This window comes from Pannonibacter sp. XCT-53 (assembly GCF_009915765.1).
GTDB classification, from domain to species: domain Bacteria; phylum Pseudomonadota; class Alphaproteobacteria; order Rhizobiales; family Stappiaceae; genus Pannonibacter; species Pannonibacter tanglangensis.
On the sequence record NZ_JAABLQ010000001.1, the window covers coordinates 2,016,113 to 2,031,068 of the forward strand.

The 14,956-nt window shown below is 67.9% G+C and carries 15 protein-coding genes; 12 read left to right on the forward strand and 3 right to left on the reverse strand.

Features of this window, described 5'->3' with window-relative positions; all coding sequences use genetic code 11:
- The 5 genes from GWI72_RS08940 to GWI72_RS08960 all read left to right on the forward strand — a co-directional run bounded on the left by GWI72_RS08940 (position 1) and on the right by GWI72_RS08960 (position 5,028).
- Complete coding sequence (locus GWI72_RS08940) at positions 1–1,131, forward strand: DUF4214 domain-containing protein (protein WP_161708420.1); 1,131 nt, start codon at positions 1–3, stop codon at positions 1,129–1,131.
- A 511-nt stretch (positions 1,132–1,642) separates the two neighbouring features.
- Positions 1,643–2,422, forward strand: coding sequence for an ABC transporter substrate-binding protein (locus tag GWI72_RS08945; protein ID WP_161673945.1), 780 nt, complete (start codon positions 1,643–1,645; stop codon positions 2,420–2,422).
- A gap of 139 nt (positions 2,423–2,561) precedes the next feature.
- A complete protein-coding gene (locus tag GWI72_RS08950; protein WP_161708421.1) occupies positions 2,562–3,275 on the forward strand; it encodes an ABC transporter permease in 714 nt (237 codons plus the stop codon).
- The gene (locus tag GWI72_RS08955) at positions 3,272–4,096 is read left to right on the forward strand and encodes an ABC transporter permease (RefSeq protein WP_161708422.1); all 825 of its coding nucleotides are present in this window, start codon (positions 3,272–3,274) and stop codon (positions 4,094–4,096) included. Before GWI72_RS08950 ends, GWI72_RS08955 begins: the two co-directional genes overlap by 4 nt.
- A gap of 50 nt (positions 4,097–4,146) precedes the next feature.
- The gene (locus GWI72_RS08960; protein ID WP_161673951.1) at positions 4,147–5,028 is read left to right on the forward strand and encodes an NAD(P)-dependent oxidoreductase; all 882 of its coding nucleotides are present in this window, start codon (positions 4,147–4,149) and stop codon (positions 5,026–5,028) included.
- Positions 5,029–5,309: 281 nt separating this feature from the next.
- Here the strand turns inward: GWI72_RS08960 and GWI72_RS08965 are convergent, their stop codons facing one another.
- Complete coding sequence (locus GWI72_RS08965; RefSeq protein ID WP_455430299.1) at positions 5,310–5,792, reverse strand: Lrp/AsnC family transcriptional regulator; 483 nt, start codon at positions 5,790–5,792, stop codon at positions 5,310–5,312.
- Positions 5,793–5,978: 186 nt separating this feature from the next.
- Positions 5,979–6,725, reverse strand: coding sequence for a uracil-DNA glycosylase family protein (locus GWI72_RS08970; protein ID WP_161708423.1), 747 nt, complete (start codon positions 6,723–6,725; stop codon positions 5,979–5,981).
- Positions 6,726–6,866: 141 nt separating this feature from the next.
- Between GWI72_RS08970 and GWI72_RS08975 the strand changes: the two genes are divergently transcribed.
- Complete coding sequence (locus GWI72_RS08975; protein ID WP_161673957.1) at positions 6,867–8,420, forward strand: sensor histidine kinase; 1,554 nt, start codon at positions 6,867–6,869, stop codon at positions 8,418–8,420.
- Positions 8,421–8,432: 12 nt separating this feature from the next.
- On the opposite strand, the gene dusA is transcribed toward GWI72_RS08975, so the two are convergent.
- The gene (gene dusA, locus GWI72_RS08980) at positions 8,433–9,506 is read right to left on the reverse strand and encodes a tRNA dihydrouridine(20/20a) synthase DusA (protein ID WP_161708424.1); all 1,074 of its coding nucleotides are present in this window, start codon (positions 9,504–9,506) and stop codon (positions 8,433–8,435) included.
- Positions 9,507–9,667: 161 nt separating this feature from the next.
- On the opposite strand from dusA, the gene GWI72_RS08985 reads away from it, so the two are divergent.
- The 6 genes from GWI72_RS08985 (at position 9,668) to GWI72_RS09010 (ending at position 14,944) form a co-directional block, all read left to right on the forward strand.
- The gene (locus tag GWI72_RS08985; protein WP_179956045.1) at positions 9,668–9,832 is read left to right on the forward strand and encodes a hypothetical protein; all 165 of its coding nucleotides are present in this window, start codon (positions 9,668–9,670) and stop codon (positions 9,830–9,832) included.
- Between the two features lie 114 nt (positions 9,833–9,946).
- A complete protein-coding gene (locus GWI72_RS08990; protein ID WP_161674115.1) occupies positions 9,947–11,203 on the forward strand; it encodes an ABC transporter substrate-binding protein in 1,257 nt (418 codons plus the stop codon).
- A 74-nt stretch (positions 11,204–11,277) separates the two neighbouring features.
- A complete protein-coding gene (locus GWI72_RS08995; RefSeq protein WP_161708425.1) occupies positions 11,278–12,147 on the forward strand; it encodes a carbohydrate ABC transporter permease in 870 nt (289 codons plus the stop codon).
- Positions 12,137–12,973, forward strand: coding sequence for a carbohydrate ABC transporter permease (locus GWI72_RS09000; protein ID WP_161674119.1), 837 nt, complete (start codon positions 12,137–12,139; stop codon positions 12,971–12,973). The genes GWI72_RS08995 and GWI72_RS09000 overlap by 11 nt, the downstream gene beginning before the upstream one ends.
- A 19-nt stretch (positions 12,974–12,992) precedes the next feature.
- Entirely contained in the window at positions 12,993–13,889 is an 897-nt protein-coding gene (locus GWI72_RS09005) for a glycerophosphodiester phosphodiesterase family protein (RefSeq protein ID WP_161708426.1), read from the forward strand.
- Entirely contained in the window at positions 13,886–14,944 is a 1,059-nt protein-coding gene (locus GWI72_RS09010) for an ABC transporter ATP-binding protein (protein ID WP_161708427.1), read from the forward strand. Before GWI72_RS09005 ends, GWI72_RS09010 begins: the two co-directional genes overlap by 4 nt.
- The last annotated feature ends 12 nt before the right edge of the window (positions 14,945–14,956 follow it).

Below are 14,956 nucleotides of genomic sequence, written 5' to 3' on the forward strand. Positions count from 1 at the left end.
ATGTCCATCAACTATTATACCAACACAACGGAAGACTCCATCGACGCGAAGGAGATGGAGCTCTACACCCTGATCATGTCCTATCGGCAGGCCAACGGGCTCGGCACCATCCCGCTGTCGAAGGCGCTCACGGCCACCGCCGGCCGGCACGCGCTCGACACCGTCTACAACATGGGCACCTTCTCCGGCCATTCCTGGTCGGATGCGCCGTATAGCAGTGCCAATCCCAACAGTATGTGGAAGGCCCCTCAGCGCATCGGCACGGGCTACAACAGCAACGGCTACGAGATCAGCCACGGCTTCATCGGCACCAATGTCGCCATCCTCGATGTCGACCCGACGGCCGCCCTGCAGGGCTGGAAGGCATCGCCAGACCACAACAACGTCCTCCTGAACAAGGCGGACTGGTCCGGACTTACCTGGAAGGCGATCGGCGTCGGCATCCACAAGGGCGTTGCCCATGTCTGGTTCGGCGCCGACACCGACCCGACCGGAACGCCGGTCACCGACACCGGCGGCACGGGCGGCACGCCGATCGTCGGCACGCCCCAGCGCGACACGTTCCGCGCCACCGCCGGCAACGACGTGATCGACGCCCTCGGCGAGCTGGACACCGTCATCATCGCCGCCACGCGGGCGACGGCGACCATCACCAAGACCGGGGCGGCCCTCACCGTCACCGGCACCGGGCTTGGCACCGACAGCTTCACCAACATGGAACGGCTGGCCTTCAGCAACGGCACCCTCGCCTTCGATCTCGACGGCAACGCCGGCCAGACCTACCGCCTCTACCAGGCGGCCTTTGCCCGCACGCCCGACACCATCGGCCTTGGCCACAACACCCGCCTTGTCGATGGCGGCCTGACGATCAAGGACATGTCCGCCGCCTTCATCGGCTCGGCCGAGTTCATCGCCCGCTACGGCCAGAACACGTCGAACACCACCTTCATCACCGCCCTCTACCAGAACGTGCTTGGCCGCGCCCCCGATGCCACCGGCCTCGCCGGCTGGCAGCAGCGCCTCGCCGATGGCTCCTGGTCGCGCGCCGACGTCCTCTTCGGCTTCTCCGAGAGCGCCGAGAACAAGGCCCTCGTCGGCGCCGCCATCGAGAACGGCATCTGGCTCGGATAGGCTTATCCCCAGGCCCTCGGCCAGGGGGCCGGGCGCCAAGCCCCTCCGGACCCGGCCGGGGGCGGAGGCCCGCAGGCCAGCCGGACCCTGCGTCACCCCGTCGTCAGCGGCGGCGGGGCGGCGGCGGCCCTGTTCCCCTGCGCGGTCCTGAGGGGAAAAACCACCCCGTCCGGCAAACATGACGCTGCGGATTTTTCATAAGGGTGGTTGAAATCCGGCAAGATATGTTGGGAATATGGCCCTCGGGACCGCCGGCGCCGCAAGGGGCCGGAGGCGTGGGTCCGGGCCCGGCCGGCGACGGCCGGACAGTCCGGATCCGGGGACCGGAGGGGCCGGACCCGACGAAACAGGGACAAGCCGGACTGGCTCACGCCAGACTGGAACCAACCACACCGGAACGACGGCAGCCGACCGGCCGGCCGTCGCGCCGCAGGCAATGCAACCGGAGAGGAACGGGACAAGGGACCGCAGGAGCATGCGACCGACCGTTCCCAGACGAGGGGAGTCATTCATGCGTATCGCCACTCTGGCCGCCGCTGCGGTCATGACCCTGGCCGCCCTGGGCGGTGCTCAGGCCAAGGACTGGTCCAAGGTCCGCATCGGCACCGAAGGCGCCTATCCTCCGTTCAACGTGCTCGGTGCCGACGGCTCGCTCACGGGCTTCGACATCGACATCGCCAAGGCGCTTTGCGCGGAGATGAAGGTCGAGTGCGAGTTCGTCACCTCTGACTGGGATGGCATCATTCCGGCGCTGCAGGCCGGCAAGTTCGACGCCATCATCGCGTCCATGTCGATCACCGAAGAGCGCAAGCAGAAGGTCGACTTCACCAACAAGTACTACAACACCCCGCCGGCCATCGCCGTCCCGAAGGACAGCAAGATCACCGAGGCGACCGACGCCGCGCTCAAGGGCATGACCCTCGGCGCCCAGTCCTCCACCACCCATTCCAACTATGCCGAGGCCAAGCTCAAGTCGGCCGAGCTGAAGCTCTACCCGACCCCGGACGAGTACAAGCTCGACATCGCCAACGGCCGCATCGACGCCGTGATCGACGACGTGGTCGTGCTGTCGGAGTGGCTGGCCACGGCGGACGGCGCCTGCTGCAAGCTGCTCGGCACCCTGACGCCGGATCCGGTGATCAACGGTGAAGGCGCCGGCATTGCGGTGCGCAAGGAAGACCAGGACCTGAAGGAAATGTTCAACAAGGCCATCGTCGCGATCCGCGCCAATGGCAAGTACAAGGAAGTGCAGGACAAGTACTTCGCCTTCGACGTCTACGGCGGCGAGTAATCCCCACACCTGACCGGCGCCGGCGGGGCCTCCCGCCGGCCACCGGCCCGCGCTCAGGCCCGGGCCGGCACCGGTTGTTGCACTTCCGGCCGCGTGCAGGCCTTGCCTGCCGGCCCGACCATGGCTTGCTGCACCAACGATGACCGAGGTCCTGACACTTCTTTCCTTCGGACCCGAGGGCTGGGGCGACGAGATCGCCTCGGGCGTGCTTGTCACCGTGTCCCTCGGCCTTGCGACCCTGCCCTTCGGTCTCGCAGCCGGCTTTCTCCTTGCGCTTGCCAAGAATTCGCGCGAACCCTCGCTGCGGCTGGCGGCCGGCATCTACACCACCATCTTCCGTGGCCTGCCCGAACTGCTGACGCTGTTTCTGGTCTATTTCGGCGTGCAGATCGCGGTGAAGCACCTTGCCGAGGCCATGGGCTCGGGGCTCACCATCGAGGTGAACAGCTTTGTCGCCGGCATGATCGCGCTGACGCTGGTCTTCTCCTCCTATGCCAGCGAGGCCTTCCTGTCCGCCTTCCGCGGCATCCCGCGCGGCCAGTATGAGGGCAGCCACGCGCTCGGCCTCAACAGGTTCCTGACCATGCGGCTCGTGATCCTGCCGCAGCTCGTGCGTCTCGCCCTGCCCGCCCTGTCCAATCTCTGGCTCATCCTGCTCAAGGAAACCTCGCTCGTCTCCACCATCGGGCTGGCCGACGTGGTGCGCGAGACCGGGGTCGCCGCGCGTGTGACCAAGGAGCCCTTCCTGTTCTATGGCCTTGCCTGCCTCATCTACCTGGTGCTGGCGATGATCTCCTCGTCCGGGATCGCGCGCATCGACCGGTGGGCCCGCCGCGGGGAGGTCGCCCGATGAACACCGTCTCCAGCGTGGTCCGTCCGCCCGAGCCGAAGCGCCCCTGGACCGGCAGCCGCATCGCCGGCCACGTGCTGATGGCGATGTGGATCGTCTCCTTTGCCTTCCTGCTGCTCTATCTGGGCAACAACATCGGCAGCGAGTTCGTCGCCCGCTATGCGCCGGAGTACCTGAGCGGCCTGATCATCACCCTGCAGCTCGTGGTCATCTCGGTGGTTGCCGGCGCCATCCTGTCGGTCCCGGTCGCCCTGGCCCGCAATTCCCGGAACCGGATCCTGTCGGGCATCGCCTATGGCTATGTCTATTTCTTCCGCGGCACGCCGCTGCTCGCCCAGACCTTCCTGTTCTATTACGGCGTGGGCACTTTCCGCGAAGCCTTTGAAGCGGTTGGCCTTTGGTGGTTCTTCCGCGAGGCGTGGTACTGCGTGCTGCTGGCCTTCGCCCTCAACACCGCCGCCTACCAGGCGGAGATCCTGCGCGGGGCGGTGCTGAACGTGCCGCGCGGCCAGTGGGAGGGCGGCCAGGCGCTGGGTCTCAGCCGCAATGTGATCTTCTTCCGGATCATCCTGCCGCAGGCCCTCATCACGGCGCTGCGCCCCTATGGCAACGAGATCATCCTGATGCTGAAGGGCTCGGCGATTGCGGCGATTGTCACCATCTTCGACCTGATGGGCGAGACGCGCCGCGCCTATTCGCGCAGCTTCGACTTCCAGGCTTACATCTGGGCGGCCGTGATCTATCTGGTCATGGTGGAAGCCCTGCGCCAGGTCTGGGAAAAGCTGGAACAGCGGCTGACCCGGCATCTGGTGCGCAGCGACTGATCCCCCCTGCCGGGCCGCAGGCCCGGCCCTCACGACATGCGGAGTTGAACATGGCCAAGGTGGCATTCATCGGCTTGGGCGTCATGGGCTATCCCATGGCCGGTTACCTCGCCTCGCGCGGCGGGCATGAGGTGACGGTCTACAACCGCACCCGTGCCAAGGCAGACAAGTGGGCGGCCGAGCATGGCGGCACGGCGGCCGCAACCCCGCGCGAGGCTGCGGAGGGCTGCGACTTCGTCTTCGCCTGTGTCGGCAATGACGACGACCTGCGCGCGGTCACCACCGGGCCGGACGGCGCCTTCCACGGCCTCAAGGCCGGCGCGGTGTTCATCGACCACACCACCGCCTCGGCCGAGGTGGCGCGGGAGCTTGGCGCTGCGGCTGCCGCACGCGGCTGCCATTTCATCGACGCGCCGGTCTCCGGCGGCCAGGCCGGGGCGGAAAAGGGCATCCTCACCGTCATGTGCGGCGGCGAGCCGGCAGTGTTCGAGCAGGCAAAGCCGGTCATCGAGTGCTTTGCCAGGTTCGTCGGCCTGATGGGTCCGGTCGGGTCCGGCCAGCTGACCAAGATGGTGAACCAGATCTGCATTGCCGGCGTCGTCCAGGGGCTGGCCGAGGCGATCCATTTCGCCAAGCAGGCCGGACTTGATGTGCCCGCCGTCATCTCGGCCATCCGCGGCGGTGCGGCCCAGTCCTGGCAGATGGAAAACCGCTGGGAGACCATGGCAGCCGGCAAGTTCGAGTTCGGCTTCGCCGTCGACTGGATGCGCAAGGACCTCGGCATCGTGCTCGACACCGCCAAGGCCACCGGTGCGCGCCTGCCGCTGACCGCCCTCGTCGACCAGTTCTATGGCGACGTGCAGGCCATGGGCGGCAACCGCTGGGACACGTCCAGCCTCATCGTCCGGCTCGAGGGCGTGAAGAAGGACTGAGGATCGGTGGGGGGCGCCCAAAGGTGGCCCCAAAGCGGTCATTCCGGACAAGGCGAGCGCAAGCGGCCCGCAGGCCCGGGACCTGTCCCGGACGGGATCCGGGAGCCGTCACATCTGTGCGGGTGCGGGCGAGCCCTTGACCGATTGCAGACAGTGCCAGGGACTGGATCCGTCCTGTCGCGCACGCGCGGCGGATGTCCGGCTCCCCGCCCGGCGCTTGGCTCACGCCCAGCCGGGCCGCGATGACACCGGGTGACGACCGTCGCCGTGCAGCCTCACCCTCACTCCGGCCGTGTCTTCTCCACCGGAATGTACCCGAGCGGCAGCTCGGTCGTGTACTTGATCTGCTCCATCGCGAAGGTCGTCGACACGTCGGTGATGTCGATCTTCGCGATCAGCCGCTTGTAGAAGGCATCATAGGCGGCGATGTCCGGCACGGTGACGCGCAGCAGATAGTCCACCTGCCCTGCCATGCGGTAAAACTCCACCACTTCCGGGAACTCGCGGATCACGTCGGCGAATTTCTTCAGCCAGTCTTCCGTGTGCTGGTTCGTGGTGATGGCGACGAAGGCCGTCACGTTGACATTGACCTTGGCCGGATCGAGCAGGGCCACCCGCCCGGTGATCACCCCGTCCTCTTCCATCTTCTGGATGCGGCGCCAGCAGGGCGTCGTCGAAAGGCCGACCCGGCGGCCGATCTCGGCCACGGGCACGGTGCAGTCTTCCTGCAGGATGGAAAGGATGCGCCGGTCGATGCGGTCAATCATGGCGGGTCTCTTGGCCTGTCGGGAGCCGGTGAATCGGCCTTGCCGGAGAAGATCACAGAAGCATTAGAATTCTGTTTCCAGCAAGCGGCGAAATCCGGCTGCAGCGTTTCGCCGGCGGCCCGGATCGGGCCTCCACCGGAACAGATTTGCTGGAACCCGCCAGCCCCCCGGCAGGACAGCCGCCTAGATCAGGCTCGCCACGCGCTGGCGCAGCTCCGGCAGCACCTCCGCCTCGAACCAGGGATTGCGCTTCAGCCAGGCCGTGTTGCGCCACGAGGGATGCGGCAGCACCAGCACCGCCGGCCCGGCCTCGCCCGTCCGCGCCAGGATCTCGCGCCAGCGGCGCACCCGCTCCGTCAGGCTGTCGCTGCCGGCCCGCGTCGGCAGCCCGCGACCAGCTGCAGGGCTGGCTCCAAAACTGGCCCCAGGGTTCGCAAAAGGGGCGGCCAAAGGGGCGGCCGGATGCCCTGCGAGATGATAGGCCTGGGCATACTGGCCGATCGCCAGGATCAGGTCGATCTGCGGCATGGCCGCCATCAGCCGGTCATGCCAGGCCGCGCGGCATTCGCGCCGGGGCGGCAGGTCGCCGCCGCGCGCGTCGAGGCCGGGAAAGCAGAGGCCCATCGGCAGGATGGCAAGCCGCGCCGGGTCGTAGAAGACCTCCGCGCCGATGCCCATCCACTGCCGCAGCCGGTCGCCGGAGGGGTCGGTGAAGGGCTGGCCGGAGGCATGCACGCGGGTGCCGGGGGCCTGCCCGGCGACCAGGATCCTCGCCGTGTCCGACAGGCGGGCCACCGGGCGCGGGGCATGGGGCAGCGCCGGCCCGAGCGGCTGCAGCTGGCAGATGCGGCAGGCCGAGACCTCCGCCGCCAGCCCCGCAAGCTGCCCGCGCGCGACCACACCTGTCTCGCCAAGTCCCGGTTCCTGCATGGTTTTCCCTTTTTTAACCACGTCCCTGAGCCGCTTCTTAAGGGATCGTGAGCGAAAACACTCGAACAGGATGCGTCCCGTCAAGCGGCTGGCAATGAACCGGCCGCGACCGAGGGGACCAGGAGCGGCAACGGGGACAGCATGGGCCAGGAGGCGCGCAGCAAAGGCGATGAACGCACGGCCATCAACCGCGAGCGCGCCCAGCGCCGGCGGGAGGTGGCGCGCACCGTCCGCAGCGTGCGCGAGCGCCTGTCGGCGCAGGATGGCGTCCAGCCGGACTTCGACAGCGAGCTGATGATGCTCTTTGCCAAGGCGCGCACCAGCGCGGCCTTCGCCGTGCCGATGTTCCTGCTCATCGTCGCCAGCATCTCCTTCATCTGGATCGAGCCGGTGCTGGTCGGCATCTGGCTGGTCTTCACCTTCTCCATCTGGACGCTGACCGTGACCACCTGCCGCCGCTTCGAGCGGCTGCCGGCCAACGACCGCACGGTGCTGCCGTGGCGGCGCCATTTCACCATCGGCGATTTCCTCTACGGCCTGTGCTGGGCGGCCTTCTTCCTGCTGCCCTCGACCGGCAAGGCCACCGACGGCTTCGAGGTGTTCCAGTTCGCCACGATGCTGATCGTCATCGCGATGTCGACGATGCAGTCCTCCACCCTGCCCCGCGCGCTCCTGGCCAACACGCTGCCGCTCACGCTTGCCGTCACGGTGACGCTGATGCAGCGCCACGCGCCGCTGCATTACGCCATGGCCGCCATGGCCGTCGGCGCGCAGGGCTTCTTCCTGGTGCTGGGCAACCAGCTCCTCAACGCCTCGCTGACCATGCTCGCCTACCGGGCGGAGAAGGACCACCTGATCGCCGAGCTGGAGCAGGCCAACGCGGTCTCGGACGAAAGCCGCCGCCGCGCCGAGGAGGCCAATCTCGCCAAGTCCCGCTTCCTCGCCACCATGAGCCACGAGCTGCGCACGCCGCTCAACGCCATTCTCGGCTTCTCCGAGATCATGAAGGACGAGGTCATGGGGCCGATGGGCAACAGGATCTACCGCGGCTATGCCGCCGACATTCACGGCTCCGGCCAGCACCTGCTCAATCTCATCAACGAGATCCTCGACCTGTCGCGCATCGAGGCGGGCAAGTACGAGCTGAACGAGGAGGCCGTGACGCTCAAGGACATCGTCGAGGACTGCCAGTCGATGATGCAGGTCCGGGCCCGCGCCAAGGGCATCGCCATCCGCGAGAGCCACGAGGAAGGCCTGGCGCGCATCTGGGCCGACGAGCGGGCCATCCGCCAGGTGATCCTCAACCTCCTGTCCAATGCGGTGAAGTTCACCCCCTCCAACGGCGAGGTGCTGATCCGCATCGGCTCGACGGCCGAGGGCGGCCAGTATGTCTCGATCCGCGACAATGGCCCCGGCATTCCCGAGGAAGAGATCCCGATCGTGCTTCAGGCCTTCGGCCAGGGCTCGATGGCGATCAAGAGCGCGGAGCCCGGCACCGGACTTGGCCTGTCCATCGTCCAGGCGCTGGTGTCGCAGCATGGCGGCAGCTTCGACCTGAAATCCCGCCTGCGCGAGGGCACCGAAGTGACCGTGACCCTGCCGGCCAGCCGCGTGCTCGCCGTGCTGCCGGCCTTCCCCGACGAGATCTACACCCTGCCGGCGCGCAAGATGAGCCTGCGCCGCAAGGCCTCCTGAGCTTTCGACGCTTCAGGCCTGCGCCACGGCCTCGCCGGCCTGCCGGGCATCTGCATGCTCCGCCGCCCGTGCGGCTGCCTCGTCCAGGGCGGTCAGCGCGGCAAACAGCACCTCGATGCCGGCGCCCGGCTTCACGCCCTCGACCGTCAGGATGCGGCGGAACAGCCTTGCCCCCGGCACGGCGGCAAAGGCGCCCAGCATGTGGCGGGTGATGTGCGACAGGCGGGTGCCGCGCGCCAGTTCCGCCTCGATATAGGGAACATAGGCCTCGATGGCCGCCCGCGGGCTCACATCCGCGGTCGTCTCGCCATAGATCCGCCGGTCGACAGCGCCCATCAGCGCCGGATCGTGATAGGCAGCCCGGCCCAGCATCACCCCGTCCAGCCCCTGCATCACGGCCATCGCCTCGTCCAGCGTCGCGATGCCGCCGTTGATGCCGATGAACAGGCCCGGCAGCCGCGCCTTCAGCCGGTGCACCCGGCCATAGTCGAGCGGCGGGATATCGCGGTTTTCCTTGGGGCTCAGCCCCTGCAGCCAGGCCTTGCGCGCATGCACCCACAGGGCATCGACCCCGGCGTCCACCACCCGGTCGGCCAGCCGGTCCAGCGCCTCCTCCGGGTCCTGCTCGTCGACGCCGATGCGGCACTTGACGGTGACGGGCACGCGCACCGCCGCCTTCATCGTCGCAACGCCCTCGGCCACCAGCTCCGGCTCCAGCATCAGGCAGGCCCCGAACCGGCCGGACTGCACCCGGTCGGACGGGCAGCCGACATTCAGGTTGATCTCGTCATAGCCTCGGTCCTCGGCGATCTTCGCCGCGTCCGCCAGCTCGCGCGGATCGGACCCGCCGAGCTGACAGGCCACCGGATGCTCGCCGGCGCTGAAGCCGAGCAGCTTCTCCCGGTCGCCATGGATCACCGCCCCGGTCGTCACCATCTCGGTGTAGAGCAGCGCCCGGGCCGAAAACTGCCGGTGGAACATGCGGCAATGCCGGTCCGTCCAGTCCATCATCGGGGCGACGGCGAAGACGGGGGCCTTGTAAAGCTTGTCCTGCTGCAGGGTCTCAGTCCCGAAAGACACGTTCATCTCCGTCTCGCTGCCGCCGTCCGTCTGCCGCATCGGCATGCGAGGACGGCCGGAGCCATCCCCAAGCGCGGCGGCGACCTTATGGGAAGGCGGCTCCTTATCACGAGACGCAGGAAAATTACAGGGTGTAGGGCCCGCAGGCCATCGTCTTCGGCGGTGAAGTGCCGCGCAAGCTCGCCGACATGCTGATCGAGCGCGTCACCTTCAACAACAGTCCGCGCTACGGCAACCGCCGCCGGACGCCCAAGCTCATCGTCTCGGACCTCGAAGGCGACCCCGCCGCCGCCGGCGCCGCCCCCCTGCCCTTCAAGGCCTGGGTGTTCTGACCGGGCAACACGCCCCCCTGACATCAAACCGTCTTGCAGCCGTCAACAAACTGACGCGGCCGGGAGGCTATGACCGCGACACGGAATGCAATCACATTTGCAATGGAGCGTCCGATGTCACAGAAATTGCACAGCCGCCTCGCCGGTGGTGTCCTCGCCCTCGTCGCGGCCGTCGGCCCCGCCCAGGCGGCCACCACCGTCACCTTCTGGCACTCGTTCAACAAGGCCCAGGGCGAAGCGCTCGACAAGATCGTCGCCAGTTTTGAAGCCGCCAATCCGGACATCGACATCCAGGCCGAGTTCATCGGCAACTACAACGACATCGTCGCCAAGCTCCAGGCCGCCATCCCGGCGCGCCGGGCCCCCGATGCGGTCATCCTCGAAGTCACCCGTTATGGCCTCTTTGCCGACCGCGGCGTGCTGGCCGACCTGACGCCCTATTTCGAGGCCGATGCGCTGAAGGACGAGCTGTACCCCTACGCCCGTGAGGTCGGTGTCTACAAGGACAAGACCTACATCGTGCCGTTCAACTCCTCGACTCCGGTGCTCTACTACAACAAGGACATCTTCGCCCGCGCCGGCCTCACCGGCGAGCCGCAGCTGAAGACCTTCGACGACATCCTGACCGCGTCCAGGACCATCACCGCCAAGCTCGGCGCCGAGGGCGTCACCGGCATCGCCGCCCCGGGCCAGTTCGCCCGCTGGGGTCTGGTCATGTCCAACGACAGCGAGCTGATCGACCGCAAGACCAACGAGATCCTGCTCGACGCCCCGAACACCATCGAAGCCTATCAGTGGATGGCCTCGCTCGTGCACGAGCACAAGGTCGCCTCGGCCGATGGCGTCACCGAAGAGGACAATGGCCGCGATGCGTTCCTCGCCGGCAAGGTCGGCATCATGCTGAACTCGACCGGCAACTACACCGGCGCGAAGAAGGCGCTCGGCGACAAGCTGGAAGTCCGGCCGATGCCCTGCAACAAGGTCTGCTCCGTGCCGATCGGCGGCGCCGGCATCGGCATCCTGGCGTCCTCGGCCAGGGACGTGCAGGACGCGGCCTACAAGTTCATCAGCTACGCCGCCTCCGCCGAGGCAAATGCGGCCTGGTTCGCTGCCACCGGCTACCTGCCGATCAACAGGAACAGCGCTGCCAAGCCGGTCGCGGCCGAAGCCCTTGCCACCCAGCCGGGCATCCGCGTTGCCATCGACTCGCTGCCCAACGCCTATGGCCGCGCCCGTCCGCCGGTTGTCACCTGGATGCGCGCCACCGAATACAAGATGTGGGAAGCCATGGCCCTCGGCCAGGCGCAGGTCGCCGACACGCTGAAGGACTTCGCCGCCCAGACCCGCGAAGAAGCCCAGCGCTCCAACTGATCCCGCCTCTCCTGAAACCGGCCGGCCGGCCGGCCGGGGCATGCGCCCCGCCGGCCGGTCAGGACATCCGGCCCATGCTGCGCTTCCTGACGCCCTACCTGTTCGTCGCGCCCCTCGTCCTGTTCATGGCGGTCTTCACCTATGGGCCGATCCTCATGAGCCTCGACCTGTCGGTCCGCGACTGGGATTTCCTGTCGCCGGAGATGCCCTTTGTCGGCCTCGACAACTACCGTGGCCTGCTGGCCTCGCGGGAATTCTGGAACTCGCTGCAGGTCACCACGGTGTTTGCCGTCCTGTCCGTGCCGATCAGGCTGGTGCTGGCGCTGGGGATCGCCACCTGGCTGGTGCGTGAAGCCCTGCCCTCCCGCCTCCTGCGCGGCGCGCTGTTCCTGCCCTCGGTCACCTCCACGGTGTCCATCGCCGTCGTGTTCTCCTGGCTGTTCTCGACCGACTACGGCGCGGTGAATGCCCTGCTCGTCGGCCTTGGCCTCGGCCGCCAGCCCTGGCTGCAGGACCCGGCCCTGGCGCTCTGGGTGCTGATCCTCGTCAACACCTGGAAGCAGCTCGGCTATGACATCGTCATCTACATTGCCGCCCTGCAGGCCGTGCCGCAGGAGCTTTACGACGCGGCCGCCGTCGACGGGGGGCGCCGGTTGCATGTCTTCCGGCGCGTGACGCTGCCGCTGGTCATGCCGACCACCTATTTCCTGCTGGTCATTTCCGTCATCGAGGCCTTCCAGGTCTTCACCATCGTCAATGTCATGACCAACGGCGGCCCGGCCGGGGCCACCGACATGCTGGTCAGCCTGCTCTACCGGGTCGGCTTTGTCCTTTTCGACATCGGCCGCGGCTCGGCGCTTGCCGTTCTCCTGTTCGTTTTCCTTGTGACGCTGGCGATCGTGAAGTCGCGCATCATCGGCCGGAGGGTGCATTATGAAGCCTGATGACATCCGCCCGCGCCTGCGGCTGGCAGAGCCGCTCCTGGCCGCACTGGCGCTTGCAGCGGGGCTCCTGTTCCTGTCGCCCGTGCTCTATTCGATCTGGCTGTCGCTGCAGACGGCGGATTCCTACTATGCCGGCGGCTACGAGTTCACCCTCGACAACTACACGCGGGCAGTGAGCCAGTACAATTTCGCCCGCTATCTCCTGAACAGCCTGATCGTCTCGGGCCTGGTCACGGGTCTGGCGATCTCGGTCGCCACGCTCGCGGCCTTTGCCTTCGCCCGCTACCGCTTTCCCGGCGGCGACTTCCTCTTCGGGGCCACCGTGGCAACGCTGATGATCCCGAGCCACATCAGCCTGATCCCGAACTATCTGACCCTTGCCAGGGCGGGCCTCCTCGACAGCTATGCCGGGCTGATCCTGCCGGCCATCTCGAACGGCTTTGCCGCCTTCTTCCTGCGCCAGTACATCCGCGGCATTCCGAAGGCACTGGACGAGGCCGCCTACATGGACGGGGCCAGCCCGCTGACCGTGCTGTGGCGCATCATCGTGCCGCTGTCCCGGCCGGCGATCCTGTCGATGAGCCTCTACATCTTCATCACCGAGTGGAACAACTACATCTGGCCGCTGGTGGCGGTGGGCCGGGAGGACCTGTTCACGCTGCAGATCGGCCTTGCCCGGCTCTACAGCACCAATCCGGGCGAGGGTCTGATCGACTGGCCGCTGGTGCTCGCCGCCTCCACCCTCACCATTCTCCCCGTCCTCGTGGGCTTCCTGCTCGTCGAACGTCATCTCGTTCGCGGCATCACCATGGGCGCGCTCAAGTAATCAGGGACGTTCTCCGCACATGACACGCATCGCATCCCACCGCGGCGGCACGCTGGAATTCGGCGACAGCACCCCGCAAGGCTTTGCCGCCACCGCCCGCATGGCCGTCGACGAGGTCGAGTTCGACGTGCACCCGACGGCCGATGGCGCCATCATCGTCCACCACGACGCCACCCTCGACCGGACGACCGACCGCAGCGGCGCCATCGCCGGGCTGACCCTTGCCGAGGTGCGCGAGGCCCGCATCAACTATGGTGCCGGAGGCTGCCCGCTGACGCTGGAGGAGCTGTGCAGCCTCTATGCCGGCAGCCCGGTTGCCCTGCGCTGCGAGATCAAGCCGGATGACACCGGCACCCCCTATCCCGACTTCGTGCCCCGTGTCGTCGCGCTCCTCGACCAGCAGGGGCTTCTGTCGCGCACGACCTTCACCTCCTTCCTGCTGGACAGCCTGGACACGCTCGCCGAGGTGACCACCCGGCCGCGCCTGTGGCTCGTCAGTCCGGCCGTGCTGCGCCAGCTCGGGGTCAGGACCGTGATCGCGCTGGCCCGCCAGCGCCAGATCCCCGAACTCGGCGTCCACATCGACACGGCCGACGCGGCCCTCATGGCGGCCGTCACCGACGCGGGGCTTGCCTTCGGCTGCTGGGCCGCCCATGACGCCGCGCAGATCACCAGGGCCTTCGACCTCGGGGTCAAGGTCTTCACCACCGACCGGCCGAGCCTGGCCCTCGCCCTCCGCGACCGGGACCGGGACGCCCGGGCAAGGGCGCTGCAGCCCGCAGGCTCCGATCCGAAGGCCGGCCAGGCAGCCTCCCTGGATGCCCTCCCCCAGGATGCCCTCCCGAAGGATACCCTCCCCACGGAGGCCGTCCCCCACGATGCCCTCCGGGGCGCGATGCGGGGAGGCGTCCGATGAACCGCATCAGCCTCAGGGGGATCCGCAAGTCCTATCCGGGCGGGCCGGTGGTGCTGGATGATATCTCGCTCGACATCGGGGCTGGCGAGTTCGTCGTCATCGTCGGCCCGTCGGGCTGCGGCAAGTCCACCCTGCTGCGCCTGATTGCCGGGCTCGAGCGCTGCGAGGCCGGCGATATCGTTCTCAACGGTCGGCGGGCCAATGATGTGGCGCCGCAGGACCGCGACATCGCCATGATCTTCCAGAACTATGCGCTCTATCCGCACATGAGCGTGCGCGAGAACATCGCCTTCGGTCTGGAGCTGCGCGGCATGGCGCGGGCGGAGCGCAACAGGCGTGCCGAGGAGGTCGCGGCCCTGCTGCAGCTGACGCCCTGGCTCGACCGCAAGCCGGGCGCCCTCTCCGGCGGCCAGCGCCAGCGCGTGGCGATGGGCCGGGCCATGGCGCGGCAAAGCTCGATCTTCCTCATGGACGAGCCGCTCTCCAACCTCGACAGCGCGCTGCGCGTGGCCATGCGCGCCGAGATCCGGGAGCTGCACCAGACCCTTGGCGCCACGACGATCCTCGTCACCCATGACCAGACCGAGGCCCTGTCGCTGGCTGACCGGGTGGCCGTGCTGAAGGACGGCGTGCTGCAGCAGTTCGATACGCCGGCGGCGATCTATGACCGGCCGCAGAACCGGTTCGTCGCCGGCTTCCTCGGGACACCGGCCATGAACTTCGTCCAGGCCTCGGCGCTGGCGGAGGCGGAGGCGATTGGGGGCAGCACCGTGACCGTCGGGCTGCGACCGGACACGCTGACCCTGCACCGCGCGCAGCCGGTCGGACCTGCCCTGCCGGCCCGGATCATGGTCCGGGAAATGGCCGGCGCCGAGCTGGTCCTGCACTGCGACACGCCGGCCGGTCGCCTCACCCTCGTCACCCCGCGCCACGCCTTGCCGGAGGCGGAGGCCACCGGCGGCGCGCCGGTCTGGATCGGCTATGATCTTGACCGGGCCCTGCTGTTCGAGACCCCCACGGGACGCCGGATCGACCGGCCGGTCCCGGCTGCCTGAAGAGAGCCCGCC

Bases quoted from the DNA above. Each gene is read 5' to 3' on its own strand.
- GWI72_RS09000 (WP_161674119.1), top strand. From the start codon at position 12,137: ATGAAGCCTGATGACATCCGCCCGCGCCTGCGGCTGGCAGAGCCGCTC.
- GWI72_RS09010 (WP_161708427.1), top strand. From the start codon at position 13,886: ATGAACCGCATCAGCCTCAGGGGGATCCGCAAGTCCTATCCGGGCGGG.
- GWI72_RS08940 (WP_161708420.1), top strand. From the start codon at position 1: ATGTCCATCAACTATTATACCAACACAACGGAAGACTCCATCGACGCG.
- GWI72_RS08960 (WP_161673951.1), top strand. From the start codon at position 4,147: ATGGCCAAGGTGGCATTCATCGGCTTGGGCGTCATGGGCTATCCCATG.
- GWI72_RS08950 (WP_161708421.1), top strand. From the start codon at position 2,562: ATGACCGAGGTCCTGACACTTCTTTCCTTCGGACCCGAGGGCTGGGGC.
- GWI72_RS08995 (WP_161708425.1), top strand. From the start codon at position 11,278: ATGCTGCGCTTCCTGACGCCCTACCTGTTCGTCGCGCCCCTCGTCCTG.
- GWI72_RS08975 (WP_161673957.1), top strand. From the start codon at position 6,867: ATGGGCCAGGAGGCGCGCAGCAAAGGCGATGAACGCACGGCCATCAAC.
- GWI72_RS09005 (WP_161708426.1), top strand. From the start codon at position 12,993: ATGACACGCATCGCATCCCACCGCGGCGGCACGCTGGAATTCGGCGAC.
- dusA (WP_161708424.1), bottom strand. From the start codon at position 9,506: ATGAACGTGTCTTTCGGGACTGAGACCCTGCAGCAGGACAAGCTTTAC.
- GWI72_RS08955 (WP_161708422.1), top strand. From the start codon at position 3,272: ATGAACACCGTCTCCAGCGTGGTCCGTCCGCCCGAGCCGAAGCGCCCC.
- GWI72_RS08945 (WP_161673945.1), top strand. From the start codon at position 1,643: ATGCGTATCGCCACTCTGGCCGCCGCTGCGGTCATGACCCTGGCCGCC.
- GWI72_RS08970 (WP_161708423.1), bottom strand. From the start codon at position 6,725: ATGCAGGAACCGGGACTTGGCGAGACAGGTGTGGTCGCGCGCGGGCAG.
- GWI72_RS08990 (WP_161674115.1), top strand. From the start codon at position 9,947: ATGTCACAGAAATTGCACAGCCGCCTCGCCGGTGGTGTCCTCGCCCTC.